At 33.8% G+C, this 24,356-nt stretch carries 24 protein-coding genes; 14 read left to right on the top strand and 10 right to left on the bottom strand.

Translation table 11 applies throughout. The features are described from left to right. Positions 1-5: 5 nt before the first annotated feature. Positions 6-797 (bottom strand): ABC transporter ATP-binding protein, encoded by a 792-nt coding sequence (locus EZS29_RS14340; RefSeq protein WP_130612278.1) that lies wholly within the window; start codon positions 795-797, stop codon positions 6-8. Between the two features lie 134 nt (positions 798-931). Between EZS29_RS14340 and EZS29_RS14335 the strand changes: the two genes are divergently transcribed. Beyond that, complete coding sequence (locus EZS29_RS14335) at positions 932-1,810, top strand: hypothetical protein (RefSeq protein ID WP_130612275.1); 879 nt, start codon at positions 932-934, stop codon at positions 1,808-1,810. A 47-nt stretch (positions 1,811-1,857) separates the two neighbouring features. Here the strand turns inward: EZS29_RS14335 and EZS29_RS14330 are convergent, their stop codons facing one another. Beyond that, a complete protein-coding gene (locus EZS29_RS14330; protein WP_130612272.1) occupies positions 1,858-2,700 on the bottom strand; it encodes a follicular epithelium yolk protein subunit in 843 nt (280 codons plus the stop codon). Positions 2,701-2,880: 180 nt separating this feature from the next. Continuing rightward, positions 2,881-3,786: an OmpA family protein gene (locus tag EZS29_RS14325; protein ID WP_130612269.1), complete on the bottom strand. Its 906-nt coding sequence runs from the start codon at positions 3,784-3,786 to the stop codon at positions 2,881-2,883. Between the two features lie 125 nt (positions 3,787-3,911). Here EZS29_RS14325 and trmB point away from each other — a divergent pair, with 125 nt between their 5' ends. The 9 genes from trmB (at position 3,912) to groL (ending at position 12,606) form a co-directional block, all read left to right on the top strand. After that, a complete protein-coding gene (gene trmB / locus EZS29_RS14320; RefSeq protein WP_246035224.1) occupies positions 3,912-4,613 on the top strand; it encodes a tRNA (guanosine(46)-N7)-methyltransferase TrmB in 702 nt (233 codons plus the stop codon). A gap of 11 nt (positions 4,614-4,624) precedes the next feature. After that, entirely contained in the window at positions 4,625-5,548 is a 924-nt protein-coding gene (locus EZS29_RS14315; protein ID WP_130612263.1) for a cation diffusion facilitator family transporter, read from the top strand. Next, a complete protein-coding gene (gene queG / locus EZS29_RS14310; RefSeq protein ID WP_130612260.1) occupies positions 5,545-6,657 on the top strand; it encodes a tRNA epoxyqueuosine(34) reductase QueG in 1,113 nt (370 codons plus the stop codon). Before EZS29_RS14315 ends, queG begins: the two co-directional genes overlap by 4 nt. Before the next feature lie 153 nt (positions 6,658-6,810). Next, positions 6,811-7,596, top strand: coding sequence for a hypothetical protein (locus EZS29_RS14305; protein ID WP_130612257.1), 786 nt, complete (start codon positions 6,811-6,813; stop codon positions 7,594-7,596). A 23-nt stretch (positions 7,597-7,619) separates the two neighbouring features. After that, positions 7,620-9,236: an acyl-CoA mutase large subunit family protein gene (locus tag EZS29_RS14300; protein WP_130612254.1), complete on the top strand. Its 1,617-nt coding sequence runs from the start codon at positions 7,620-7,622 to the stop codon at positions 9,234-9,236. Positions 9,237-9,244: 8 nt separating this feature from the next. Beyond that, positions 9,245-9,730 carry a deoxycytidylate deaminase gene (locus tag EZS29_RS14295; RefSeq protein WP_172603972.1) on the top strand — a complete coding sequence of 162 codons (486 nt, stop codon included), beginning with the start codon at positions 9,245-9,247 and terminating at the stop codon, positions 9,728-9,730. Positions 9,731-9,823: 93 nt separating this feature from the next. Next, positions 9,824-10,372, top strand: a complete 549-nt coding sequence (locus tag EZS29_RS14290; RefSeq protein WP_130612248.1) for a hypothetical protein — start codon at positions 9,824-9,826, stop codon at positions 10,370-10,372. Between the two features lie 248 nt (positions 10,373-10,620). Next, positions 10,621-10,908 (top strand): co-chaperone GroES, encoded by a 288-nt coding sequence (gene groES, locus EZS29_RS14285; protein WP_130612245.1) that lies wholly within the window; start codon positions 10,621-10,623, stop codon positions 10,906-10,908. 63 nt (positions 10,909-10,971) lie between these two features. Further along, positions 10,972-12,606: a chaperonin GroEL gene (gene groL, locus EZS29_RS14280; RefSeq protein WP_130612242.1), complete on the top strand. Its 1,635-nt coding sequence runs from the start codon at positions 10,972-10,974 to the stop codon at positions 12,604-12,606. A gap of 409 nt (positions 12,607-13,015) precedes the next feature. Here groL and EZS29_RS14275 read toward each other — a convergent pair whose 3' ends face one another. From EZS29_RS14275 to EZS29_RS14260, 5 genes are all read right to left on the bottom strand, one after another. Next, on the bottom strand, positions 13,016-13,633 hold the full coding sequence (locus EZS29_RS14275) for an NAD(P)H-dependent oxidoreductase (RefSeq protein ID WP_130612239.1): 618 nt from the start codon (positions 13,631-13,633) through the stop codon (positions 13,016-13,018). 206 nt (positions 13,634-13,839) lie between these two features. Further along, positions 13,840-14,001: a hypothetical protein gene (locus tag EZS29_RS16025; RefSeq protein ID WP_172603971.1), complete on the bottom strand. Its 162-nt coding sequence runs from the start codon at positions 13,999-14,001 to the stop codon at positions 13,840-13,842. A gap of 323 nt (positions 14,002-14,324) precedes the next feature. Then, on the bottom strand, positions 14,325-14,825 hold the full coding sequence (msrB, locus tag EZS29_RS14270) for a peptide-methionine (R)-S-oxide reductase MsrB (protein ID WP_172603995.1): 501 nt from the start codon (positions 14,823-14,825) through the stop codon (positions 14,325-14,327). A gap of 58 nt (positions 14,826-14,883) precedes the next feature. Beyond that, positions 14,884-15,495 (bottom strand): peptide-methionine (S)-S-oxide reductase MsrA, encoded by a 612-nt coding sequence (msrA, locus tag EZS29_RS14265; RefSeq protein ID WP_130612233.1) that lies wholly within the window; start codon positions 15,493-15,495, stop codon positions 14,884-14,886. Positions 15,496-15,584: 89 nt separating this feature from the next. Beyond that, complete coding sequence (locus EZS29_RS14260) at positions 15,585-17,135, bottom strand: APC family permease (RefSeq protein ID WP_130612230.1); 1,551 nt, start codon at positions 17,133-17,135, stop codon at positions 15,585-15,587. A 386-nt stretch (positions 17,136-17,521) separates the two neighbouring features. On the opposite strand from EZS29_RS14260, the gene EZS29_RS14255 reads away from it, so the two are divergent. Both EZS29_RS14255 and EZS29_RS14250 read left to right on the top strand, forming a co-directional pair. Beyond that, positions 17,522-19,864: an aminotransferase class V-fold PLP-dependent enzyme gene (locus tag EZS29_RS14255; RefSeq protein ID WP_130612227.1), complete on the top strand. Its 2,343-nt coding sequence runs from the start codon at positions 17,522-17,524 to the stop codon at positions 19,862-19,864. Between the two features lie 3 nt (positions 19,865-19,867). Next, the gene (locus tag EZS29_RS14250; protein ID WP_130612224.1) at positions 19,868-20,614 is read left to right on the top strand and encodes a 4'-phosphopantetheinyl transferase family protein; all 747 of its coding nucleotides are present in this window, start codon (positions 19,868-19,870) and stop codon (positions 20,612-20,614) included. On the opposite strand, the gene EZS29_RS14245 is transcribed toward EZS29_RS14250, so the two are convergent. Together EZS29_RS14245 and serS are read right to left on the bottom strand one after the other, a co-directional pair. Continuing rightward, a complete protein-coding gene (locus EZS29_RS14245; RefSeq protein ID WP_130612221.1) occupies positions 20,607-20,861 on the bottom strand; it encodes a hypothetical protein in 255 nt (84 codons plus the stop codon). The genes EZS29_RS14250 and EZS29_RS14245 overlap by 8 nt on opposite strands. 37 nt (positions 20,862-20,898) lie before the next feature. Further along, entirely contained in the window at positions 20,899-22,167 is a 1,269-nt protein-coding gene (serS, locus tag EZS29_RS14240; RefSeq protein ID WP_130612218.1) for a serine--tRNA ligase, read from the bottom strand. A 163-nt stretch (positions 22,168-22,330) separates the two neighbouring features. Here serS and EZS29_RS14235 point away from each other — a divergent pair, with 163 nt between their 5' ends. Together EZS29_RS14235 and EZS29_RS14230 are read left to right on the top strand one after the other, a co-directional pair. After that, a complete protein-coding gene (locus EZS29_RS14235) occupies positions 22,331-22,990 on the top strand; it encodes a nucleotide exchange factor GrpE (protein ID WP_130612214.1) in 660 nt (219 codons plus the stop codon). Next, the gene (locus tag EZS29_RS14230) at positions 22,914-24,353 is read left to right on the top strand and encodes a hypothetical protein (protein WP_172603970.1); all 1,440 of its coding nucleotides are present in this window, start codon (positions 22,914-22,916) and stop codon (positions 24,351-24,353) included. The genes EZS29_RS14235 and EZS29_RS14230 overlap by 77 nt, the downstream gene beginning before the upstream one ends. The last annotated feature ends 3 nt before the right edge of the window (positions 24,354-24,356 follow it).

The following is a 24,356-nucleotide window of genomic DNA, read 5'->3' as shown; positions in this document are numbered from 1 at the left end:
GTTACTCATACTGAAGACTCGTTCATATCTATTTCTTCATCAGTATGGAATTTATTTTCACGTATTGTAAGAAAATTTGTAATCCATTCATTATTTAAATTCAAAAGATCTGCTTTTGTACCAACCCCAATTATTTTTCCATCTTTTAAGATAGCAACTTTTTTTGCAAATCGAAATGCCACATCAATATTTGAGGTCACGCAAACCATGGTGGTACCGATTTGCCGTCCAATGCGGTGTATGATGTCTATTACTATTGTTGTCGTAACAGGATCAAGACCTGCAGTGGGTTCATCTAAGAGAGCAAGTTCTGGATTGGTGATAAGAGCCCGTATAAAGCCAACTCTTCTACGCATCCCGCCGGAAAGCTCACTTGGGAGTTTGTCTGCTGCGTGGGTGAGATTAACTTGAGCTAAGAAATTTGGAATTCTTTCTTCCCGTTCTTTTTGGGTGAATTGAGTCATGTTTTCCATAGCAAAATCTATGTTTTCACTCACAGTCATAAAATCAAAAAGAGCGCCCTGTTGAAAGGCAATGCCAATTTTTTTTAAGATTTCTGAACGCTCTTTGTGCAGTAATGAGTTTATATTTTTGCCAAATACATTGAGCGTTCCTGATTGCGGTTCAATGATTCCTAATATAATCTTAAGAAGTGTGCTTTTACCTGAGCCCCCAGGACCTAGGATAGTTAAAGATTCGCCTTTAAATATTTCGAGATCTAAGTTTTGTAGGACAGGTTTATTTTTTATAAAAGAGACATTTATGTCATTTAGTGTCACAATTTTTGTTGATTGCACTCAGCCTCCTTAACTTTTGCCTGACAGTTTTATAGGTTAGGATATTATTGTATAATTTGCAATTGTTGAGTAAGTGTTTAGAAGCTTATAATTTTATTTCATAACTTAAACTAGGATCGGGTTAAGAGATTATAATGAATATTATTTTTAAAAGATTTTTCCTATTTTTCTTGCTTGCTATTTGTTTTATTTTATTTTCCAGCAAAAAAGTTATAGCTGCAGAAGAGCAAAATCATAAATCACTCGTTACTTTGGGTGATGATGAAATTATGATGGATTCAATTAAATCAAAAATCGTGGCTTGTGCAGAATTGCGAAATAGGATTGTTTCTTATATAGATCGAATTTATTACTTGAATGATTGTAAATTAAGACCCGTCAAAAATTCAGAAATCGTAAATAAATTTGTTCAAATAAGAAAAAAACATATTGTGAATCTTTCGAGTGAAGTTTTTTCTCTTATTCCAATTGGCGAGAATTATACTTATGATGATTATTACAACGATTTTGAAAAAAAGAATACAATTAATTTTAAATATTTATGCCAGAATTATGATAAAAGTATTCTAACATCAGATAGTATAATATACTATTATATTGATAATTGTAAGAGAAGACCGTTTTCAAAATATAGTGATGTTTTAAAATTTAGTGAAAAAAGTCGTCCTATTTACACTTTAGCTCCTCAGATTCTTGGTGAGTTCCCCATAGGCAATGCAATAGTGGTTGAAAAAACAAATTTAATTGTGAATGAGAGTGAAGAAATAATTAAAAGAAATCTGCCGTCACCGCAAAAATTATGTGGTTCCTTGAATCGTAAAGTTGTTACTTTTCATGAAAGCTATTACTTTATCGAAGATTGTCATCTATTTAAAATAAAAGATTTAACTCTAGAAATTCAAAGAAAAGCAGATACTAAAGGCGGAATAGAAGAGCTTACCGTAAAACAAAAACTTGGAATTCCAGAAGGCGAAGAAATAAATGCTGCTGAAGTATTAAAAAAATTAAGATGATTTTTTGTTTTATTATTATATAATTTTTTGTTAAGCAAGATTTTCCACTAAATATTCATGCTTTTTATGATTTTTGAACTTTTTTTGTCTCTTAATACTACTTTTGTATTTGAATAGTAATTTATTAAAATATTTTCTGTAACTTTTTTAGTGCTTTTCTTATCAAGGACTTTTCGAATAGGCAAAAACCAAAAATGATGATCTTTGTAAGGTGGATAGTAATTTGCTAAAATACTTCCTGATAATAGAACATTATAATTTATTTCAACTTTTAATCTCCCTCGTGTAGCTGTAAGCTCAGCAATCACGGCCTCCTTTGGCTTTAGAGTAACGGATAATCCTGTCGTTGTTCCAACAGTCGTCATATGGCGGGTTGTTCCCCCTTTCCCCCAAGTGTGTTCAAAGCCAATTGAGGTCGTTGCTTCTGTTTCTACTGCTAAAACTGAGAATTTCCCTTTAATATTGAAGCCACCAGAAAGTTTATTTGAACTGTTCCAAGAGCTTTCAATTGTGTTGGCAACAGATTCAGTTATTGAGGCATTATATGTGGCAGCAATTGAACTTTTATTTTCAAATTCTTTTTGACTGATGATCACTTTTTCTTGCTGAACATCTAAAATAGATATATCTGCAACATAGTAACTCGCTTTAACTGGTGACCAATTGTAATCATTATATATTTTGCCCCAAGGGTAATCCTCAGGTAATAAGTGAACATCTTCAGGTCTTTCTCCAAAATGATTTTCAACTGCGCTCTTAAGCTGTGAATCTTTTCCTATATTAAACATTTCTCTTTCTTCGGGAGTTATAAAGTGTTCTTCATAGCCAAAAGGCAAAACTTCAGTATTGAATACATCGGAACCAGATATAATTTCTAAATTAATCGGCACTATATACCTCCATTTATGCTATTTTATTGAAACAGAAATATAAAAATTTATTTTTCTGTTGCTTCTAATTTAATATTTGCTAGTTTTTACATTGCCTAAAAATATTTTGCAAGTATCGCTTTTAAAAATTTGGGTTTATATTTTTTTATTATTTAAATTGAGGTTTGGCGGCATAATTTATTAATAATCAGCACTTTCAGGTAATATTTTCAAAATGATCCCACGCATTAAATTCCGATTTGGCCAAGCTTTTACCGGTTGCATACCAGACTGAAGCCAGTCATTTCCATACCCGATTGTCACAATTTGATCAGGATTAAGTTTAAATTTTCTTATAAAATAATTTCCAACAGCTTGGGCTCGCATCAACGATTCTAATCTTAAATCTTCGCTTTTACCTGCTGCAATATAAAAACCATCTATTTCTAGTCTTCCATTTATTTTTTTAAAATGATTAAATTTATTATTGAGAAATTCTTCTCCTTCAGGAGTAATATCGTAAGAATACTCACCGCTTCCTAAATATACAAAAATATCTTCATAAGCTATTTCAATTTTAGGACTTATTGAAATTTTTCTCGAAACTGATTTTTCAACCGGAAAAACACTGTCCCCCGCCATTGGGCGCCAATAAAAATTTCCGGTTTCAATAAATTTCTTAGGAAACTTTACAGAAGAACCTTGAATCATATCGATTCCTTTAATTGTTGCTTCAACTGTATTGCCATTTACATTTTCTACATTTCCTCGTCCTAAATAGACCCATCTCCCTGGAGGTAGACATCGAGCAATTTGCACTTCACCACCAATTGAAGGTTTTTGGTAAAATGCTAAATTTTTATTTGTATATAAGTCCCAGCCGACCTTAAATTCATTTTTCATATTTGACCGTTCTGAGTAAGTTAACTTAAGAGTTTGTGGATCAAGTGAAGCAGGCGTGCATTCTTCATTTGGGTAGGAAGTTTGATAAAAATAGCTTATGAGAGACAATGCTGAACATACGTTTGTGAGGGATAAACAGACTAAAAATGCTCCCATTGGTTTAGCATAATGAATGAGTGATTTAAAAATCAAGTTTCGTTTCATAATTTTCCTAATAGCTCATTTTAGACTTGATCCATTGCCATCTTTTCGGCAACCTGCGCATGAACCAGTGGGCAAATTTTTTAATTTGTCAAGACTTTAAGATTTTATACGGAAGATTTTTGCAGATGAGAAAAGTTGGAACAATTATAGATAATTTGCGTAAAGGGGAAAAAGCTCCTGATAGGCATGAAAATCCTTATTTAAAAGAAGCTCTCGGTTTATCTGATTTTCTCTTAACCCAAAATGAGTTGCATGAAAAATACGCCTCATTGTTTACCGATATGACTAAACCAATTGTAATTGAAGTTGGTTGTTATATGGGAAAAACTGTTCTTGAACTTGTCGAAAATAATAAAGATAAAAATATTTTAGGCTTAGATATTACTTATAAGAGGGTAGTGAAAGCTGCACGTAAACTCAAAAGAAATTCTTCCGAAAATGGGCGGATAGCTATATGTGATGGAAAATCTTTTTTAAGTGAAATCGTGCCAGATAATTCTCTCCTTGGTATTTGTATTTTTTTCCCAGATCCATGGCCTAAAGATAGACATGAAAAAAATAGGCTATTAAAATCTGATTTCATAAAGTTATTACATGCAAAGCTCGTACCTGGCGGATTTTTTTGGTTTAAAACAGATCATGAACCCTACTTTTTGGAAACACAGAAATTTGTTTTAAGCTCAGGTTTTACGCCTGATGATGCAAATGACTCTTCCCCTTTGGCAAAGCCACGAAATATTAGGGGTGATTCTTACGAAACAGCATTTCAAAAACTTTTTACTGCAAAAGGAGTTCCTTTTTATCAAAGAGTTTTTCTTAAACATTAGAAAGAATTTTCATGCTCCATAAATTAACAAAAGATGGTCTTTCCAATTCAAAAACAGCACAAAATGCAGCCTTAATTGCAGCATTTTGTGCAGCATTTTTAGCTATAGGTAAACTCACGCTTTTTTTTATGACGGGTTCATTGATTGTCGCATTATCAGCTCTTGATAGTACAATGGATATGGTTGTTAGTTTGGTGAATCGCAAAATTGTTAAGTTTGCTCGCCTTGATCCTGATCACAATCATCCCTATGGCCATGGTCGTGCTGAAAGTATTGCTGCTTTAGGCCAGGGCAGCCTCATAATTGGTGGCGGAATTGCGATTGTTGTTTCAAGCGTAAGGCAGATTTATGATGTTTTATCGGGAATTTCTCTTGAAGTAAATCATTCAGATTGGAAGCAGATTGCATTTTTTATTATTGCAGCTTTTGTCAGCCTTTTTGTAACAAAATGGCTAAAAGTAAATGGATTAAAATTGAAGAGCCCAGCTCTTATAGCAGATGCTGAGCATTATAAAGTAGATTTCGTGACAAATATATCCTCAACGTTAGCGCTTATACTAATAGCTGTATCTGGATATACTATTTTAGACCCAGTGATTGCATTGATATTTTCTATGTATATTATTTATGGATCTTTCGGATTGGTTAAAACAAGCATTAATGAACTCATGGATCATGATATTCCTGAAGAAATAAAAGAGACAGCTAAAAAAATTGTAAAAGGTACAGATGAGCGGATTTTAGATATTCATCGTTTCCGTGCGCGTAAGAGCGGACATAGGTATTTTTTCGACTTCCATGTTACTTTACCTGAGGATTTATTATTTAATGAAGTTCATATTATAATCGAAAATATTGAAAATGTTTTATCTTCAGAATTTGAAGGGGATGTTATTGTGCATGCTGATCCGAGTAGCGTAAGACCAGAAAAATGATTATAAAACCAGATATAATTGAACTTTTTAAAAAATGTGATGCCCATGTTTCAGGTGTGTTTTCTTTTGAAGATAAAAAGTTTTTAAGCATCTTTGAAAAAGACTTAAGAGCTTTTGAACAGTGGATAAGTGAAAACTCTCATGCAGGGATGAAATTTTTAGAAAATAATATTGATGCAAGAAAAGATCCTTCGTTTATTTTACAAGAATCAAAAACAGCTCTTATTTTTCTTTTTCCGTACTCATTAGGACATCGTGTTAGAAATAGAAAAACAAACGCGAAAGCAATAAAAATTAAAAAAAATTCGTTAATTGGGGAAAAATTAATTTCTAAATATGTATACGGAAAAGATTATCATAAAGTATTAAAAAAAAATTTAGAGAAAATTGCGCATGCTTTGCAGAAGCATTTAAATATAAATTTTGCTTTTCGACCCGTTATCGACTCGATCCCTTTTTTCGATAGGGCTCATGCCAGAGAGGCTCATTTGGGCTTTATTGGTAAAAATACTATGCTTATTCGTCCTGGCATGGGGAGTTTCTTTTTTATAGCAACGCTTCTTATTGATTTGCCTTACTCTGAAATTGTCGAAAATAATTTAAAAAACAAATTGAATCCAATAGCCAATTTAGATTGCGGTGATTGTCAAAAATGTTTAGATGCTTGTCCTACGAGTGCTCTAACAAAGCCTTATTATTTAGATGCAAATAAATGTATTTCATATTTAACAATAGAACATAGAGATATTGTGCCAAAGGAATATTTAGCACATTTTGCCAAGACGATTTATGGATGTGATATTTGTCAAGACGTGTGTCCTTATAATTTAGTTACAAATGATTTTGGTATTTTAAAAGAATTTTCAGAATTCAATAAAAATTTTTTAAATATAACAATGCATAATATTGCTTTAATGACTCCGTTCGAATATGAAAAGTGGTTTGGTGGGACGGCTGCAACTCGAGCAAAATATCAAGGACTTATCAGAAATGCATTGTATCATTTATACGCAGTTCAGGATGAGAATATGGAGAATATTTTAAGACATCATGAAAACTCAGAGTTCAAACTCATTTCAGAAACTGTCAAACAAATACGCAATTTTTAAAGTGAAATTTTATGTTTAACTTGCTTTTGCAGGTTCGAGATGGCAGCTTTGTACTTTCCAAATGTTTTAAAAAATGTATTCTGTCAAAGGTAACTAAATAATTAAAAACTGGATACCTCTTGACGATGATTATGAGCTGTTAAGGAAGATAAAATGCTGCAAAATAGCATATTGATAAAGATTGTTTTTATAGCAATATTCTCGATTTTTTTTATATCATGCCAGACTTCGAAGCCTCTTCCCTCTGGGATTCAAACTGGATATGAGGCTGTCAATCCGGCTTCTATCATCGCAGTTCCTCTTTTTATTTTGCCTGACCCTTCAAAAACCATATCGATCGATCTCGCAACTATATCTTCTGAAAATATAATTGCTTTATTGCAAAAAAAAGTAATTGATTCTTTTGATGGACAGCCAAATATAAATGGATACCCATTTGAAGTGGTGCAAAAAGCATTATTAAAAAGCAATTCAAACGTTCTTCTCAAATTAAATGAAACAATGAAGAATGTTGCAAATAGATTTTCATCGCGCGATTCTTCTGTTCGTACTCTTATAACTTCTTCATGTTTATCAAGGCGCAATTTTCTTGAATTTTATTCTTATTGTCTTGCGACTGAACCTACTTGGATTGACAATTTAAATACATTAACTGCTCGTGTTATGAATGCAGATACAGCACTTATTTTGGTTATTAACCAAATTGAATCGCATTTCGTTGATGGTATTTATTCTATAACGGGTGGATTTTCTGTATTATTAGTTGATACAAACAATGCAAAACTTGTATGGGGAAAAGATGGCAATTTAACATTGCAAAACCCTCCTGAGAAAAAATATTTCCCGTATTGGTCAGACCTAATAAATGGAGTTTTTACAAATAATTTCTGGGATGATTTCCCAGGAAGAGTAGTCGATAAAAAGATAAAGAAAAAATAAAATGCAGTAGAAGGAAAAAATAAATGTCATCTACTAAAAGCGATTTAAAACGGAAAAAAGAGTTTGTGACAGCATCTCGATCTGTAGTTGATGAACTTTATTTTCCTAGTAATGCTATGACAGACAGCGAATATTTAAGCAAAATTAATTTTCCTGGAGAGTTCCCTTTTACACGTGGTGTGCACTCTGGAATGTACCGCAGCAGCTTATGGACAATGCGCCAGTACGCTGGATTTGCGAGTGCGGAAGAAAGTAATAAAAGATATAAATATTTATTAGCTCAAGGACAAACGGGTTTGAGTGTCGCCTTCGATTTACCCACACAAATTGGTTATGACTCGGACAGTGATGAAGCGGCTGGAGAGGTTGGTAAGGTCGGAGTTGCGATCGATACGCTTGCAGATATGGAGATATTATTTAATGGCATTCCGTTAGATAAAATATCAACTTCTATGACTATAAATTCTTCTGCAGCAGTTTTATTGGCTCTTTATATTGCAGTGGCTGAAAAACAAGGAATAAGTAGCCTTAAATTACGTGGCACGATACAAAATGATATATTAAAAGAATATATTGCGCGTGGTACATATATTTTTCCTCCACAACCTTCTATGCGTATTATCACCGATATATTTGCTTTTTGTAAGGAGCATGTCCCTCTGTGGAATACTATATCAATCAGTGGATATCATATTCGTGAAGCAGGAAGTACAGCATCTGAAGAGGTTGGCTTTACCCTTGCAGATGGAATTGCTTATGTAGAAGCTGCAGTAAAAGTAGGATTAAATGTGGATGAATTCGCTCCAAGGCTTTCCTTCTTTTTTAATTCATATACCGATCTTCTTGAAGAAGTAGGGAAATTCAGAGCGGCGCGTCGAGTGTGGGCAAAAATAATGAAAGAGCGTTTTGGCGCTCAGAATCCCAAAAGTCTTATGCTGCGTTTCCATACGCAAACAGCAGGTTCAACATTAACGGCTCAGCAACCCGAAAATAATATTGTCCGCGTGACTATTCAAGCCCTTGCAGCAGTTTTGGGTGGAACTCAGAGTTTACATACGAACTCAAAAGATGAAGCATTGGCTTTGCCGACTGAAGAATCTGCACGTATAGCGCTTAGAACTCAGCAAATAATTGCACATGAAAGTGGCGTGGCTGAAACAGTCGATCCTTTGGCTGGAAGTTATTATATAGAAGCTATAACCGATCGAATTGAAAATGAAGTCGTTGATATTATCAAAAAAATAGATTCTCTTGGCGGTATGGTTCAGGCTATTGAACAAGGATATGTTCAAGCTTCTATTCAAAAATCTGCATATCAATATCAACAAGATATCGAATCTCTTGAGCGCGTGATAGTTGGGGTAAATAAATTTGTAGTAGAAGAAAAACAACTAGAAGGACTTCTTAGGGTTGAGGAAACAGTAGAGAAAATTCAGATTGAAAGTTTAAAAAAAATAAAACGTAAAAGAGATACTTTAGCTGTTACAGAGGCCTTAATAAAATTAAAAGGTGCAGCGCAAGGAACTGACAATTTAATGCCGCATATTTTGTCTGCGGTACGCGCTTATGCAAGTATTGGTGAGATTTGTAATACTTTAAGAGAAGTCTTTGGCGAATATAAAGAAAGTGTAATATTATGAGTAATACTGTGACACAGTTAAAGGAAGACCGTAAATCATTTCCCGTAATAAAAATTAACTATGATAATAGAAAGCCACTCGTACGGCCCAATTGGGATGACTACTTTCTAGATATTGCTGAAGCTGTTTCTAAGCGAAGTCATGATGGTGAAACCCAGGTTGGTGTTGTAGTTATTGATGAAAATAAAAGAATTTTAGCGACTGGGTACAATGGATTCCCTCCTGGTTGTGATGATAAAAAACTGCCAAACCTACGCCCAGATAAATATCCTTTTATGGTACATGCTGAAATCAATGCAATTGCGGCATCGCGGCAAGATCTCAGAAACTCCGCTCTTTACTGTACCTACAGCCCCTGTCGAGATTGTGCAAAAGCAATCATAACTGCTGGAGTAAAAAGAGTTGTGTTCAAGAAGGCTTATAAGAATGAAGATTACGATTTTGTTATGGATTTTTTAAAAGCTTGTGACGTTGAAGTTCGCCAAGTTAAGTAATAACTCTAAGACAAAATCATTTGCACTCATCTATATTTTCAGCTAAATAGACTTTGGATAGGGGCTTATTAATGAACTTAGGTGCCAGAGACTATGAATAGTTTTATAATTTTAATTGGTTATGTATTATCTTTCTTTTTCTCACATGCAGTCATTGCTCAAGAAAAAAACGACAATAATTTTGTGCTAATAAGTAATAATTCGCAAAAATCTAAAAGCTTAGATTACCGTATCCCTGATTCCGATTCTGTAGAAAGTTTTACAAAATTAAGTTACGAATTTCAAAAAAAGTTTCCCAATCTCTCTCCCATTTATTTATTTGACGATGAAGAATATGTTGACTCAAAATTAAACCAGAATATCCTTGCCTTTAATAGAAAAAATATTTTATTTTTAATTAATAATAATAAAATTATTTCAAAACTTGGAAAGATTATTGATGCAAATAATCAAGCCATACAGCCTTTTATAAATTCAATCTCAAACTCCAAGTTAATCGTGGCTTATTGTGATACAAAAGCAACTCCAATAGCAATCGTTTTGGATAATAAAAATGGCGCAGTTTATTCTGTGAAGCGTACCAATAACCAAGATATTTCAATTAAACAAATTGGCCTTTCAAATATTCCTTTGCCACTCTAAATTTAAAGTAATGGACTTAGTAATTTGCCCATTTATTGAGTGAATGTTATTTATAATTCATTTTGAATATTTTAAAAACTATTTTTATTTTAAGTGAAAAGAAATAAAAAAAAATTATTCTCTCAGCAGCCTTGACAGCATTGAGCGAGCGCTTATTTTCCAGCTGAGGTATCGGGAGGAAGTCTCCTCTCACCTTTAAAATTAAGTTTTTAATGTTGTGGTTTATTTCCACTTTTTGGAGGCTCATTATGAAGATTCGTCCACTTTCCGACCGTATTTTAGTGAAACGCGTTGCTGAAGAAACTAAGACAGCTGGAGGGATTTTGATTCCTGACAATGCTAAAGAAAAGCCGGTTGAAGCGACTGTTGTTGCTGTTGGCAACGGCAAGGTGCTTGCAGACGGTAAAGTACGTGCCATAGACATTAAAGTTGGTGATCGTGTTCTTTTCAGCAAATACAGCGGAACTGAAATCAAAGTTGAAGGCGAAGATCATCTTATTCTTCGTGAAGACGACGTACTTGGTGTTATTGGTTAAGAAGCAAACACCCCATTCCTTATTTTGGGGCTTAATAAATTTAAAAAACTTTAGGAGATATCCATGTCAGCTAAGATGATTAATTTTGGTGAAGATGCTCGTAAAAAAATTCTTGTTGGTGTGAACACCCTTGCAGATGCTGTAAAAGTTACAATGGGGCCTAGAGGTCGTAACGTTGCAATTGATAAGTCATTTGGTTCACCAAATGTAACTAAAGATGGTGTGACAGTTGCTAAAGAAATCGAGCTTGAAGACAAGTTCGAAAACATGGGTGCGCAAATGGTAAAGGAAGTTGCATCTAAAACTTCTGATATCGCTGGAGACGGTACAACAACCGCAACTGTTCTTGCTCAAGCTATCTATCGCGAAGGCGTTAAACTCGTTGCAGCTGGTCACAATCCAATGGATTTAAAGCGCGGGATTGATAAAGCAGTCAGTGCAGTCACAGCTGAACTTAAGAAAGTAAGCAAAGCAATTTCAAGTCACAATGAAATAGCGCAAGTTGGTACGATCTCAGCAAACTCCGATCAGTATATTGGTGACATTCTCGCAAAAGCTATGGAAAAAGTAGGCAAGCAAGGCGTTATCCAAATTGAAGAAGCAAAAGGCATGGAAACAACTCTTGATGTTGTTGAAGGTATGCAATTCGATCGTGGTTATTTATCCAATTACTTTGTAAATGACGCGGAAAGAATGGAAGTAAATTACGAAGATGCTTATGTTCTTATCTTCGATAAAAAACTCTCTTCTCTTAAAGATCTTGTGCCAATTCTTGAAAAAGTAATTCGCACTGGTAAACCACTTCTTGTTATTGCTGAAGATGTTGAAGGCGAAGCTCTTGCAGCGCTTGTTCTTAACCGTCTCCGCGCAAATCTTAAGATCGTTGCTGTGAAAGCTCCTGGCTTTGGTGACCGTCGCAAGGCAATGCTTGAAGATATTGCAATTCTTACTGGTGCAACAGTTATTTCTGAAGAACTTGGAATGAAACTCGAAGCAACGGCTATTGAACAACTTGGTATTGCAAAACGTGTGCGTTGTGACAAAGACAACACAACAATTATTGACGGCCAAGGAGCAAAGGCAGATATCGAAGCGCGCGTTAAACAACTTAACAAACAAATCGTTGACACAACTTCCGATTACGACCGTGAAAAATTGCAAGAACGTCTTGCAAAACTTTCTGGTGGCGTAGCTGTTATTCGTGTCGGTGCTGCAACTGAAACAGAAATGAAAGAAAAGAAAGCGCGTGTTGAAGATGCATTGCATGCAACCCGTGCAGCGGTTGAAGAAGGTATCGTCCCAGGGGGTGGAGTTGCACTTATTCGTGCACAAAAAGTACTCGAAACACTTCGCGCAAATTCTAACAACGATGAGCGTTTTGGAATTGATATCATTTCCCGTTCTTGCGAAGAACCACTTCGCCAAATCGTTGCAAATGGTGGATATGAGCCATCTGTGGTTGTAAACAATGTGCGTGAAAGCACATGCGCTAACTATGGCTTTAATGCTAAAGAAGAGCGCTATGAAGACATGGTTGCAGCTGGTATTATTGACCCAACTAAAGTAACTCGCTCAGCATTGCAAAATGCAGCTTCTGTTGCTTCACTACTACTTACAACTGAGTGCATGATTGCTGAGCGTCCAAAAGACGACAAAGCAGCTCCTGCGCCAGGTGCTGGTTACCCAGGCATGATGTAATTTCTTTATAAGAAATTATTTTTAACCCCGAGTTCAATTTTTTTGAATTCGGGGTTTTTAATTTGTACAGTGAATAAAAAATTTATTATATTTTATAATGTCATCTATATATGATTTATCGAGAATATTTATCAATGAATTCATGATCAGTCATACAAAGCAAACGTATTCCTTCAATAATGCTAAGATTCATGGAATAAAAAGTCCAACAAAAAAGGACATATAAAAGTCCGACTCCAAATTTTCCTAAATAAAATTTATGAGTTCCAATACCTCTTAAGAGAAAAGTAAATTATTTAAAAGTAAAATTTAATTATTTTTAGATAGAATTCTACTTTACAAAAAGCAATTAGCTATCTTAAATATTTACAAATAAAGAGTTATTTTGGATAAATAAAATTAGTGGGTGTTAATTAATATAAGTTATAACAGATGAGACTTCTTCTCTAATTTTTTTAGGTTGTTCATTTATTCGGTAGCCGAAAGCAGATATAGCAACAAGATCAAAAGTATTCCAATTAATATATTCAACAAGAAGTGGTTTTAATTTTTCCGAATCAAAACCTTCTATCGGACAAGAATCAATTCTTAATGTCGTTGCTCCTGTTAACATATTGGCAAGGGGAATATAGACCTGCCTTTTTGCCCATTCTTGTGTATCTTGGGCAGCTAAAAAATCTGTTACTTTGTCAAGCATGATCTTATATCGTTCATTATCCTGACTTCTTCGCCAAAGCCTTTGTTTTAAAAAAGGAGTGTCTCCTCTGAAGTGATAAGGCAAATAAGATAAATAAACAACAATAAAAGAAGATGTCGTTATTTGGGCTTGATTCCAACAAGCAGGTTTTAAACGTTCTCTTAAATTTTTATCCGAAATAACTAGAAAGTGCCATGGTTCAATGCCAAATGAAGAAGGAGATTGTCGACCAAATTCGACAATTAATCTTTTGTCTTCTTCGGAAACTGTACGAGACTCATCAAAAACTTTACAAGCATGGCGTAAAGAAAGAGCTTCTAAAAATTCCATAATTTAATTCCTAATAAACTTTCAAAAAAATACAATATAACTTTGAGGGTTTAATATAATATAGTTTAAATTCTGTATCAAGCTAACATAAGTAAAAATCAAAATGTTCTATTCAATCCCTGTATAATCTATGCAATATCTATATACAGATGAATACATGATTCATAATGTATAAACATAATTATAAATCCTTATGAGCCTGGACACTACGTTCGAGTTGATCCCAATCCATTTTTAAAACCAATTAAAGCCTTATCATTCAAGGCATCACTCAAGGCCTTTGATATGGAGTTTGGTGGAGCTAGGCATTTATTTAATGTGTCTGATGGACTTGGATATCCTGCAAAAAAACAACTGACTATTATCATTTTATTATTCTAATGATCCAAATGGTTTAAAGCCAAATGGGGTAAAACCAAAACTAGAATATCCATATGGAGGAAGAGAACCGTCAGGGCTGTATGGAGCGTAATTGCTATTGATTTCATCACCGCAAGAAAAACTTGTAACTTTATAGGAGCCAGCGAAAGTAGCAGTTTTTTTATCTGATTTCTTTACTTCAAATTTAAGGCCACATGAACTTATAAAGCTTATGCTTAGTACGGAGAATATTTGTAATGAATTGTTGATTAATTCATTGATTATAAAGTGAGAGAACTTGAATATCGAATAATATTTCTAATATTTCAATTTATTTATTCTTATTAAAAAGATATAAGTATTTACCATATCCAAGTTTTTCCATATCTTTAAGTGGAATAAATCGCATAGAGGCTGAATTCATGCAATAGCGTTTGTGAGTAGGAGCAGGACCATCATCAAATACATGGCCAAGGTGTGAATCGGCGTATTTTGAGCGTACTTCAGTGCGTTCTTCGCGGAGGAGTCGTTTATCGGTTTTGGTCGCTATATATTTATTATCAATTGGTTTTGAAAAACTAGGCCAACCAGTTTTGGAATCGTATTTGTCAGTTGAACTGAATAATGGCTCACCAGAGACAACATCGACGTAAATTCCTGGTTCTTCATTTTTCCAGTATTCATTGTTAAAAGCAGGTTCAGTGCCTTCATGCTGCGTTACTTTTTTTTGTATTGGAGTGAGCTTTTCAATTGCAGATTGCTTGTCAATTTTTTCATATTTTGAATCATCTTGTGAAAATACTTGCGCTTTTTTTTCATTATTATCAGCCATTGTTGTTCCTGTTAAAGATAGAATTAAAGTAGAGTAAATTATCCGAATTTTATTTGTTTTATTTAGCATCCCAAAGCTCCTTTAGTCTGGCGTCTCTGCCACAAGTTTTACGATAAAATGAATAGCGAATAGGATTTTTTTTGTAATAATTCTGGTGATATTCTTCTGCATCTACAAAAACAGTGGAAGGAATAATATCTGTATGAACATTTTTAATAATTTTTTTAATTTTTTCTTTAGTTTCAAGAGCTATTTTTTTTTGTGAATCATTTAAATAAAAAACAACAGTTCTGTACTGTTTTCCTTTGTCACAAAATTGTCCATTATTATCGGTAGGATCAACATGTCGCCAAAAATAATCTAAGAGCTGAGCATAGCTAAGTTTTTTGGGGTCATAAAAGATTTTTGTTGATTCGACAAATAGTGTTTTGCCTGATGATACTTTTTCATAAGTTATAGATTTATCAAAGCCTCCATCATATCCGACAACTGTTTTTGTAACACCCTCTAATTTATCAAAATCGGATTGCACGCACCAAAAGCATCCACCTGCAACGATAGCTATTTCACTAGCAATCTCTGCTTTTGTAGACAAAGTGTTTTTGTTTGCTTCATTTGAAAAAATAAAGCCAGGGACTAAAGAAATAATAATAATAATAAATTTAAGCATCGACAAAAGCCTCCAAGTTTGTATGGGAGTGCTGCTCATTATAGATTAGCAATATTTTTATTTTGTGCAATATAAAAAATTATTAGAATTTATGACGCCATTTTATTTTCTTCATTCTTCTTATTTACAGAAGATGTTTTGCTATATAATTTATAAATTAAAATCATTAATGTTAAAGAAATTATAAGAATACTAATGAGTTCAAAGTAAAATGAGGGTTGGAATTTTTTTAAGTAGGTGATAGTCGCAATTGAAATAGCATGAAGGGGAATAATTGCATGGAAAATGGGATTAAAAGAGAAATTATTTTTTAACTTATTGATTATATTGATTGATAAGAATATCGTTGAGAAAATTATAAAAACAGATTTTATTTGTGCCCATTCACACCAAACAAGCATTAAATTACAGAAATAGAAACTTAAAAATGATATTATTTTAAAATATTTTACTTTAAAACTCGTTTCCATAAAATTATTTATACGTGCATATAAAACGTAAATAGGCACATAGGACATGGTTAATATAATAAGTCCACATAGAATTGCTATCATGCTTTGCCAGCCTGAAACGACGCTTAAAAATACGACTCCTATTATAAAATTAATTATATTCGCGTAGTAGGGAGAACCATAGCGATTTTTTTGTGAAATGATATTAGGAAAAATTTTTGCTTCAGATAGATTGCTGAGTACGCGAGAGGCTGCTACTTTATAACCAAGTCCAGTGCCGAATGGCGAGATGACTGCATCAAAATAAAGAAAATAACTCATAAATAAGAAACCAAACATGGCTAAAAGACCTGCAATAGGACCTGAGTCGCCGGCAAAGTTTAATTGTGACCACCCATTGTTTAGATGATCGTTAGGAATCGAGAGATTAAAACCAATCTGTATAAGTAAATAAACAACAATAGCAATGAATATGGAGCCGAAGACTGCTATAGGAATATTTTTTTGGGGATTATCCGTTTCTTTCGCTAGGAAAATAGCAGTTTGAAAACCTATGAATGAAAATGCAATACCGCCTGTTGAGATTGCAACGAGCATTCCTGAAATCCCTTCGCTGAAAATACCAAGGGATAAATTATTAATTGCATTTATCGGGTTTTTATATATGACATAGAAGAAAATAAATGCTACTGAAATAGGAATAATGACTTTAATAATTGTGATGAGTTTATTAAAGCGTCCAACTGTATTTGACGCAAATATATTTATAGAAAACATGATAAAAAGAAGAAAAAATGAAAGTACTAAACCAGCGCTTGAGAGCTCAAAATTTTGTACGTCGCTCTTTCGGATCCAATTAAAATAATTTGAAGCATATTGAACTGTGGCTTGTACTTCAATGGGGGGGATCAGGGCTGTCCAAATCCAAGTTAAGATGCTCACAAGCGTACAGCCATTCTTACTCAAACTATGTGCAGCGGCGTCGGAAAGATTATTAAACTTTTTATTTAAGATTACTTCTGCATAACTTAGGGCAACAATAGACATCATGAGGCCCCCAATAATCCAAGAAATAATTGCAGCATTTCCAGCAAGCTTAGCAGTGTAATAAGCCCCATAAAGCCATCCAGATCCAATGATGGATCCTAATGAAAAAAATAGGAGATTTAAAAGAGTTATTTTCTTCATATGCTCAACTTTCAAAAATTATTAAGTGTGCAAAATAAAAATATGTATTATTATTTTGCAAAATTAGTGACACTTATTTATTGCGAATGAATATCTAAACATGAACAATCATGCCAAAGCTTTTTCTTTATATCCCTTTTGCAAAAAATTCTACCTAAAGATTCAATTAATTATATATTTTATGATGTTTTGTTAAATGTGTATAAAAATTAAAAAATCAATTTTAGATAGCCAAAAAAAATTTAGCAATTAACTTGTTTTGAATTTTTCTAGTTTAGAACTCGACAGAATAAATTAAAAAATCTTTTTATCTGGAGTTATTTAGGTGTATTTGTTAAATCTTATATGTATTAAATTTTCTTAATCAGCCAATGGAGGCATAAAAAATGGTAACTTATGGGCAGAATCGAATTTATTTTGACTGCAACGCCACGACTCCAATCTTAGAGGAGTCATGCAAAGCAGCTATTTGTTCTATGCAACGTGTTTATGGCAACCCAAGCAGCACGCATATGGCTGGAGCAGAAGCTAAGCTGATCCTTGAACGTTCACGCCAATTTGCCAGTGATGTCTTAAATGCCAATCCAAACGAAATTTTTTTTACAAGCGGAGCGACTGAAGCTATTCAAATTGGCATTCTTTCCTGTTTGCAAAGTTTTGCGGATAGTTCTATCAAAAAAGAATTAAATAATTCTAAAAAAATTTTAGTGGCATCTACTGAGCATAAAGCTGTTTCAAGTGCATTAGAGCATTGGCTAAAAGTGCTTAAATTGAATATTCCAATCGTTGTTTTAGAGGTAAACACAGATGGAATTATTAAATATGAACAGCTGTCTGAACATGCAAAAGATACCTTGCTTCTCTGTACAATGGCTGTAAATAACGAAACAGGAGTAATACAGAACTTAAAAAAAATTGAAAGAATAATTAGGAAACAAAAACATCATATTTATTGGCTTGTAGATTGCGTACAAGCTCTTGGAAAAATTGATCTTGATTTCAAGAATTTCAGCATTGATTATGCTTCGTTTAGTGCGCACAAAATTCATGCACCAAAAGGAATTGGTTTTTTATATCTGCGCGATGGAGCTCCTCGCTGCCCATTGATAGTTGGAGGGGGACAGGAACAAGGGATTCGTTCTGGAACAGAAAATCTACCTGGTATTGCAGCGCTTGGAGTTGTGCTCGAAATGTTAAGTGGGAGAAAAAAGGGGGTACCTGTTCAAGCCTTAAGGACAGAAAAAGAGCTTGAATCATTTAGAGCTATTTTAGTAAATGCTTTAAAAAAAGCCTTTCCTACAATTGAGTTTAATTCGGATTTTAAAGATTCTGTTTCGACCACGCTTAACTTTTCAATATTTGGCATTTCATCTAAGGAACTCATGAATGTTTTCGATGCGGCAGGAATAAGTGTAAGTGGTGGTTCTGCGTGTAATTCTAAGTCGGTGAGTCACAGTCATGTGCTCATAGCAATGAAACTTCCAGAGTGGAAATTAGCATCCGCTATTAGGCTTTCTTTTGGCTTCGCTACAAAAAAAGAAGAGATTTTGGCAGGAGCAGAAGCTATTTTATCTGCAGGAAAAGCATTGAGAAATACTTGTTTAAATTTATCCTGCAATATTGAAAATAATTCTTATGAATCTATATCTCCTGAAGACGAAATTCATGGAGTCATTCAAATAGACTATCAAAATGCGAATTCTTGGTTATTAATTGATAAAAATGAAAAAAATTGTATTATCATAGATCCTACTTATGAAAGTATAGATAGAATAGTTAATATAATAAAATGTCGGAATTTTAATGTATGCGCAGTTTTAGACACACATTCACATGCAGATCATGAATCTGCACGGAAAAATATATTCCTCGCTTTAAATTTACCCGATAACTCAAAAGATCCACTTGGATGGCCTAATGAAAGTGATGAGTTTTTAAATTTTTCTTCCCATTATTGGAAAATAAAGAAGTTAAAAACCCCAGGACATACACTTGATAGTGTGACATATCTAGTTTACAATTTATCCGATCAAAATGAACCTATTTTTGCTTTTGTTGGCGATACAATTTTAAGTGGAGGATTGGGAAGAACTGATTTTGGAGTCAGTGGTATTAAACATTTTTACACAACACTACAAACTCTTGATAAAGTGTTAGCGGAAAAGACAATACTTTGTTCGGCGCACGATTATAACAGTAGCTTTGCTACTGTCTGGGGAGTTGAAAAGAAAAATAATCAACTCTTACAAAAAGTATTTAATCCTTATTGCATCTTTTCATTTGAGGAATTTTCTAGCGAAAAGAAAATACTAGATTCACAGATCACGTCTCAAAATCAACACGGACAAATCGTCTGTGGATTGATTAATACATATGAAATTAAAGATACAAATTTACCAATTTTAGACCATGCAAAATTGTTAGCAGATAACTATTTTGTGATTGATATACGTGAACGAGCGGAGTCATTGCTTTTTAAAGATTGGAATTTTATAGGACTGGAAGTGAGACCAACTAATATTCCAAAAAGTCAAATTGTAAATTTAATTATTAATCTTGTCCATGGTGAAAATGAATATAATAATAAAAAAATAGCATTAGTTTGCTCTACTGGCAATAGATCTTTATTTATTGCAAAGAGTTTAAGAAGAATTGGCTTTAAGTTAGTCTGGAGCTTGAATGGAGGTTTTGCTTTTTCTCGACTCAAACATGATGAACAGGATAAATGAAACATGAATTATTGGGAAGTTAAAAATAATGATGTTGTTCATCTGAATAATGATGAAGTGCATATTTGGCGAGTTAATATTTCTGAAGCTGAAAATTATTTATTTAAATATAAGCAGATATTAGATGAAATTGAACTGAATAAATTTAGAAAATTTTATAAAAAAATAGATGTTATTCGTTCTATCGTTGGTAGAGCTTTAATAAGAATATTATCAGCAAAATATTTAGACTTGAAAACTTCCCAAGTTTTATTTGCATACTCTAAATATCATAAACCATTCTTATCTGAGAATATAAATGTAAAGAATTTAAAATTCAATATTTCCCATGCAGGCAACTGGATTGCTCTTGCTTTTTGTCTGGAACATGAAATTGGTGTCGATATTGAAGAATTTAATAATGATTTTGATATGGCTGGTTCCGCAAAATTAGTTTTTTCACTTTGCGAATACAATGCTTGGCTGAGTTTAAGTAGTATAGATAAATGTGCATCATTTTTCCATGTTTGGAGTTGCAAAGAAGCGATTATAAAAGCATTAGGATTAGGATTTTATTATCCACCTGAAAATATAACTGTTTCTATAGATCCCCAAAAAAGCTGTGAAGTTATTGAAGATAAAAACTCAGATTATCCAGTTTGGGATTGGACTTTGGAAAAATTTTATATCGATGCGAATTATTCAGCTGCGATTGCAACGAAAAAAAAGAATTTTATTATAAAATATTTTGAATGGAATGATTTTAAATGAGAATACCAAACTCAGTAAAGTCTTCTTTGTGAATAAAATGCTTAGGTTTTAATGCTGTGATGACTTTATCTAAAGAGTTTTCTTCACCTGCGCACCAAACAAAGGCTTGATTTTTTCCATCTGCTCGAACCCCAGTGATACAGTTTTCAACATTTTTCACATGTATAAATTCTTTTAAATGCTTTTCAAAGTGTTCTGCCGTTCCCTTGGAATCTATTCCATAATAATCCCAGATGCAAGCAAGCATATTTTCTCCAAAATAAAATGCGATATTCTTTGCTTTTTTAGCCAATATATTCTGCGTTATCCATAAATTTACGGAGAGCTTTCGGTATACGAATACGTCCGTCAGGAGTTTGATGATTTTCGAGCAGAGGGATAAGTAAACGAGGAGTCGCTACGGCAGTGTTGTTTAAGGTAAAACAAATTTGAGCTTTGCCATTTTCATCACGTGTACGAATTTTGAGGCGACGTGCTTGGAAATCATAAAAACTCGAACAGCTATGAGTTTCTCCGTAATTATTTCTACTTGGCATCCAAGTTTCCACATCATTCTTTTTAACCTGGCCTTGCCCTAAATCTCCTGTGCATACCTGAACAACTCTGTACGGAAGCTCTAATAATTGGAGAATATCTTCAGCATTTTGTAAGAGTTCTGCATGCAAAATATCACTTTTTTCAATATTTGGTTCACAAATAATCACTTGTTCAATTTTTTGAAATTGATGAACGCGGTAAAGTCCTTTTGTATCCTTGCCAGCAGCACCCGCTTCGCGGCGGAAGCAAGTTGACCATGCACACATTTTTATAGGCAATTGAGCGGCTTCGATCATCTCATTTTGGTGATAGCTTGCTAGTGGAACTTCCGAAGTGCCCACGAGCCACATATCATCTTTTTCAACGAAATAAGCTTGGTCTGCCCCACCTGGAAGATATCCTGTGCCTTCCATTGCGCTTGTGCGCACGAGAACAGGGACACTCATTTGTTTATAATTGCGTTTTTTTAAGACTTCGAGTGCCAGCGAATGCACAGCTCTTTCAAGCTCTGCTCCTACGCCTGTTAGAAAATAACTGCGGGATCCTGCAATCTGTGTCCCTCTTTCAAAGTCCATGATGCCAAGATTTTTGCCGAGTGTGATGTGGTCTAAAGCTTTAAACTCAAATCTTGGGATCTCACCCACCTTTTTGATTTCAACATTGTCAGCGTCACTTGCGCCAATTGGTGTGTCATCTGAAGCTATGCTTGGCACGGTCAGTAAGAGTCTTTCGAAGTCTTTTTCAACTTCGCGAAGATTTTTTTCAGATTCTTCGAGAATAGGGCCTAAAGCTCTCATTTGAGCGACTAAAGATTCTCTTTCTTCTTTAGATTTCGCTTTTTTTACGGCATCGGAGCCTTCATTGCGTTTGCTTCTGAGCTCTTCAGTTTCTTTGATATATTTAGAGCGTTTGTCGTATAGTTCAGAAAAGAGATTGGGATCAAATTCAAATCTCTTATTTTTTGCTGCAATTGCAATAGCTTCTAGGTTATCTCGGATAAATTTTGGATCAAGCATAGTCAGGAGCGCCTTTCTTTCAAAGTAGCTGAAACGAAGGTCATTCTTATAAAGTGAAGAAAACTTTTCAAGCACCAAATGCATTTATTCAAAATTTTTGTTGTTGACCAGATGCTTTCTCTGCTTAAACTCTCAATGACCTTGGTAACGATAGAACCGAAATGTGAGGATATGCACTATGTTTTTGAAAAATATTATACAAATGTCATCTGATGAAGCGATGGGTGAAACAAACTCTCCTGAAATTAATGATAAATCTAGCAATTCTGATAGCCAAAATCCTGAAGTTCAAGGGGCATCGACCGCACAAAATGAAGAAGCTGCGAGAATCTCTTCCCTTGAGGCAGAGTGCGCAGCGGTTCAAGCCAAACTTTCTGAAACTCACGACCGTATGTTGCGCATTGCTGCTGACGCCGAAAATATGCGTAAAAGAATGGAACGTGAGAAGGCAGATACACGTCTTTATTCCATCCAAGAATTTGCTAAAGATCTTCTCCCCGTCATTGATGCCTTCGATAAGGCAATGTCTGCTATTGAACTTACCCAAATTAACTTTGAAACTGAAGAAGGGAAAAAAGTAGCAGGGATTGTGGAAGGGGTTCAGTTGGTTTCTAAAGTGTTTCAAGATGCAGTGAAAAAGCATGGAATTGAAAGACTTCCTGGTAAGGATGCTCCATTTAACCCTACTTATCACAATGCCATCGCAAAAATCGTGGACGCTTCATTCAAGCAGGAAACAGTAATCGATGAATTTATGGCTGGTTATAAAATCGGTGAAAGAATTCTTAGAACAGCTATGGTGCGGGTTGGGGCGCCAGATTAATTTTAAACTCATTTTTTTAGGTTTAATTCAAATCCATTTTGCAACTTTTGCTCAACTCTCTGTTTTAGATAAAGCAGAGAGCTTTTTTTATAATAAAGATTATGAAAAGTCTTCGGAACTTTATAAAAATATTTTAAAAAATGAATATTCTTCAAAAAAAGATATAGCTATGGCTAAGTGCAGAATAGCTCTCATTAATATGGATGAAAAAGAGCAATTGCAGTCGCAGATGTTTTTAGAAGAAGCATTGAGTGAAAATATTTTAAGTTTGCCAATGACTTCAATCTGTTCATATGGTTTACTCCAAGTATATATAAAAGTAAAAAAATATTCTCTTGCAGTCAGTCTCGTGAAGGTTCTTGAATTTCCAAATTTACAAGCGAATTATTTAGTAAAATACTATGCATTGGCAGCTGAAGCAGCAAGATTTTCAATTAATAAGGAATTTGAAAAAATTCAATTAAAAAAACTTCAAGATTTAATGAAGAAAAATAATTTTCAAACTGTCTCGTTAGATAAAGAGGACACAAAAAAATTAACGCTTTTTGATGTTGAAGCAAGATTATCAGTCTTGAATTTTGATGAAAATATTGCTTCTGAATTTTCAAATGATTTTGTAGCGAATGTTTTTTTGACAAAAATAAAAGATGGAGATTATTCTACTGCTCTTGAAATATTAGAAAAAAATATAGTTAAAAATTCTGATAGCCTAACACTTCTGTCAGGGATTTCTATAAATAATTCTGCGATAAGAAATCGCTTAGTTCATCTCATAAACGACAACCCCCAAGAGATGCGCATAGGGATTATTTTAGAAAAAAGCAGAAAAAATCAGAAGTATAAGCAAAATTTTTTGAGAGGAGTGGCTGCTTTTTTATCTTCTTCTGCCATAAGTGGAGTTTCATATGAATTTTATATAGTTGAATCTAAAAATGACGGTGGGAGGTTGTCAGGAGAAGCTTATGAGCTCATTTTTAAGAAGCATATTCATACTCTTTTAATTGGGGAGGGTTTTGAGGACTTGAGTGAGTTGAGTAAATTGACGAAATTATTTTCTATTCCTTTACTTATTCCAAGTGATAAAAAAGAATTTTTAGTTGTTTCTCGTGATAGTAATGATTTAAGTTCAATAAAACGCTTGTCTGAAAAAGGAAAATTTAATGACTATTTTGAAAAAATATTGCAAGAAAATATTAAAAATTTAAGCACCGAGTCACAGGTTTTTGATTCACTTATTTTGATACGCAATATGCAATTTTTAGCGAATGGCTCACAGAGCGCTCAAATTGATAAAATGTTGAAAGACGCATACTGGAAAGTCAACGGGATTGCTGTCTATGAAAATAGCAATCCCATTAAATAAAGA

Source organism: Fluviispira sanaruensis, from assembly GCF_004295685.1.
Taxonomy (GTDB): Bacteria; Bdellovibrionota_B; Oligoflexia; order Silvanigrellales; family Silvanigrellaceae; genus Silvanigrella; species Silvanigrella sanaruensis.
Note: the sequence above shows the minus strand (reverse complement) of the source record. Positions and strands in the feature narration are given on the sequence as shown.

Bases quoted from the DNA above. Each gene is read 5' to 3' on its own strand.
- EZS29_RS14335 (WP_130612275.1), top strand. From the start codon at position 932: ATGAATATTATTTTTAAAAGATTTTTCCTATTTTTCTTGCTTGCTATT.
- EZS29_RS14325 (WP_130612269.1), bottom strand. From the start codon at position 3,786: ATGAAACGAAACTTGATTTTTAAATCACTCATTCATTATGCTAAACCA.
- trmB (WP_246035224.1), top strand. From the start codon at position 3,912: ATGAGAAAAGTTGGAACAATTATAGATAATTTGCGTAAAGGGGAAAAA.
- EZS29_RS14315 (WP_130612263.1), top strand. From the start codon at position 4,625: ATGCTCCATAAATTAACAAAAGATGGTCTTTCCAATTCAAAAACAGCA.
- queG (WP_130612260.1), top strand. From the start codon at position 5,545: ATGATTATAAAACCAGATATAATTGAACTTTTTAAAAAATGTGATGCC.
- EZS29_RS14305 (WP_130612257.1), top strand. From the start codon at position 6,811: ATGCTGCAAAATAGCATATTGATAAAGATTGTTTTTATAGCAATATTC.
- EZS29_RS14300 (WP_130612254.1), top strand. From the start codon at position 7,620: ATGTCATCTACTAAAAGCGATTTAAAACGGAAAAAAGAGTTTGTGACA.
- EZS29_RS14290 (WP_130612248.1), top strand. From the start codon at position 9,824: ATGAATAGTTTTATAATTTTAATTGGTTATGTATTATCTTTCTTTTTC.
- groES (WP_130612245.1), top strand. From the start codon at position 10,621: ATGAAGATTCGTCCACTTTCCGACCGTATTTTAGTGAAACGCGTTGCT.
- groL (WP_130612242.1), top strand. From the start codon at position 10,972: ATGTCAGCTAAGATGATTAATTTTGGTGAAGATGCTCGTAAAAAAATT.
- EZS29_RS14275 (WP_130612239.1), bottom strand. From the start codon at position 13,633: ATGGAATTTTTAGAAGCTCTTTCTTTACGCCATGCTTGTAAAGTTTTT.
- EZS29_RS16025 (WP_172603971.1), bottom strand. From the start codon at position 14,001: ATGATAATAGTCAGTTGTTTTTTTGCAGGATATCCAAGTCCATCAGAC.
- msrB (WP_172603995.1), bottom strand. From the start codon at position 14,825: ATGGCTGATAATAATGAAAAAAAAGCGCAAGTATTTTCACAAGATGAT.
- msrA (WP_130612233.1), bottom strand. From the start codon at position 15,495: ATGCTTAAATTTATTATTATTATTATTTCTTTAGTCCCTGGCTTTATT.
- EZS29_RS14260 (WP_130612230.1), bottom strand. From the start codon at position 17,135: ATGAAGAAAATAACTCTTTTAAATCTCCTATTTTTTTCATTAGGATCC.
- EZS29_RS14255 (WP_130612227.1), top strand. From the start codon at position 17,522: ATGGTAACTTATGGGCAGAATCGAATTTATTTTGACTGCAACGCCACG.
- EZS29_RS14250 (WP_130612224.1), top strand. From the start codon at position 19,868: ATGAATTATTGGGAAGTTAAAAATAATGATGTTGTTCATCTGAATAAT.
- EZS29_RS14245 (WP_130612221.1), bottom strand. From the start codon at position 20,861: ATGCTTGCTTGCATCTGGGATTATTATGGAATAGATTCCAAGGGAACG.
- serS (WP_130612218.1), bottom strand. From the start codon at position 22,167: ATGCTTGATCCAAAATTTATCCGAGATAACCTAGAAGCTATTGCAATT.
- EZS29_RS14230 (WP_172603970.1), top strand. From the start codon at position 22,914: ATGAATTTATGGCTGGTTATAAAATCGGTGAAAGAATTCTTAGAACAG.